The sequence below is a fragment of the Thermogutta sp. genome, from assembly GCF_014359955.1.
In the GTDB taxonomy this organism is placed as follows: Bacteria; Planctomycetota; Planctomycetia; order Pirellulales; family Thermoguttaceae; genus Thermogutta.
This window is the reverse complement of record NZ_JACIYL010000756.1, coordinates 1-2,122: the sequence shown is the minus strand read 5'-3', so window position 1 is coordinate 2,122 and position 2,122 is coordinate 1. Positions and strand designations below refer to the sequence as shown.

Below are 2,122 nucleotides of genomic sequence, written 5' to 3'. Positions count from 1 at the left end.
ATTGGCAGCCGCACAAAGTCGAAACCCAGCTCCGCAATCAATCGGCAATCCTCTTCGGGCACAGGCTCGACCTTGACAAAATCGCCTTCCACCGGGCGCCACATCGCTTGGAAGAAATCGAGCAGATTGAATCCCCGCCAGCGTGGCACAGGCGGTGGTGTCGCCACAGAGGACTCTTCCCCAAGAGCGCGGACAGTGCTGGAAACGCCGAGTAATCCGCCCACAGTCACAGCAGCAGTCTGTGCGAGAAACTCCCGTCGAGTTGTGTGCGTGGACATAGGTGCACTCCTTTCTTTGAGCCGTGCTCTCTTGAGTTGCCGGGTAGTTGTACTCGCTTCAAGTTTACTCGGGCACATATTTCGGCGAAACGCTGTGCACTACCGGCCATGTTGCGCGGACCGGGCTGGGATACAGTCCAATTTCGTCGAAGGGAATGGCCCGAAAGTGAAACCACTGGAAAGGTTTGGCGTCGGGTTTCAGTCCAAAGCGGTGCTGGGAGGGGTCCTCAAAACCGACGTCGCCCTCGGCCGTATGGTTGTCGAAGAAAACATTGACTCCGGGGTCACGAATGGCGAATTCACCGCAATTGACGACCAGTGATCGCAGAATGAAATTCCGGTTGGGATTGGATTCCAGATCGAGTAGCTCCGGATATCTGTTGGAAAGGGGTGGCTTGGTGACATCGAGTCCCCGCCGCCGGGCGTTTTCCAACCAGCGTTGAACGCTTTCGACCCAGCGAGACTGACTCCATGGGGAAAAGCTGATCGCCGCTTTGCAGTCAATGAAAAGGTTGTTATCGACCCAATTATCTTTTCCGCCATGGATCTGCAGGCCGCCAAAACGTCCGCCTGCCGAACGATAGAAGACATTCCCGTAAACGACCACTCCGCTGATCATGTCGTCAAGACGGATGCCCGCCTGTCCGGCGACGTTGTGACCGCTCCCAATATGATGCCAGAAATTCCATCGCAGTACGTTGCCGCGACTTACGGGATTGCCGAACATGTCGATCCCCGACTGGTCGTCCGCTTCGTAAACGACACTGTGGACCTCGTTGAGTTCCACGAGATGGTCAAATCCTTCCAGTCGCATGCCGTGGTGGGGAGAATCATGAAAGAGATTGTGCCGGATTGTGCTCCCCACGCCATCCACATGCACAGCAGGGGCGTAATTGCGGTCGACCCGGGTAAACTCCCAGATGTGGCAGTTTTCCACGACATGACCGGAGGGGGTGAGCGTTGTCTCGTCGCCGCCTGCCAATCGAATACCTCCGGCTCCCACTGTGCCAATATCACAGCCCATCACGAGATGTTTTTCACCACCCTGGATGATAACACCGTTGGTTCCCAGCCGCATCATGCGGCATCCCAGGAGTGCGACTTGTTGCCCACCCTCGATGACAATCCCTTCGGCACGGCCACATTCAAAAGTGAGCTTGACCAGTCGCACATGAGCGCAATTTTTCATCCGTACGAACGGGGTGGCGAGTGTCGGAAACGTGATGCGCAGCTTGCTGATGTCGGCCGGCGGATAAAAATAGAGAATCCCTTTGGTGCGATCGAGATACCACTCGCCCGGCTGGTCAAGCTCTTCCAGGACGTTGAAGAAGTAATAGGGCATCCCTTCCGCAAAACCATAGCCGGAGCTCCCCGCAGTGGTCAATTGGTGCGACTGTGGATCAATTTTGGCAACGCGGATAGTGGTCCCTGCCCAAAGATATCGCCAGTAGCCAAACATCCAAATGTCGTCGCTGGGGGCCCATTCGAGAGGCCGTCCCTCGACCTTCCACACGGCTGGTTTACCGGCTCCTGCATCGCCTGTCGGAGTTACCAGCCCCTCGATCGTTACGAAGCCTTCGTTTGGCCACCGGGCCAGGGTACCAGGGCGATCATTGAAGTAAACATCCACCCACGGATGCGTGGGATACCCGGCGCGACCGAACCCCCGAGGGCCGAGACTGCCGAAGTCATTGATTCCGTTGGCACGGAGGTCGATTTGCACGACTTTGTCGCGTACCGATTGGGGTAATCGAGCCCTGATCGCAGGATCTTGCACGGGCTCAGCACCCACGAGTATCGTCCCTCCGGTAAAGATGGGTGTTTCATTGTCGGCCGCGCGATAC

The 2,122-nt window shown here is 56.8% G+C and carries 2 protein-coding genes; both read right to left on the bottom strand.

The window, feature by feature from the left end; all coding sequences use genetic code 11:
- On the bottom strand, nt 1-278 hold a 278-nt coding region (locus tag H5U08_RS16645), incomplete at its 3' end, for a twin-arginine translocation signal domain-containing protein (protein WP_297035632.1).
- Nucleotides 279-342: 64 nt separating this feature from the next.
- On the bottom strand, nt 343-2,122 hold a 1,780-nt coding region (locus H5U08_RS16640; protein WP_297035629.1), incomplete at its 5' end, for a right-handed parallel beta-helix repeat-containing protein.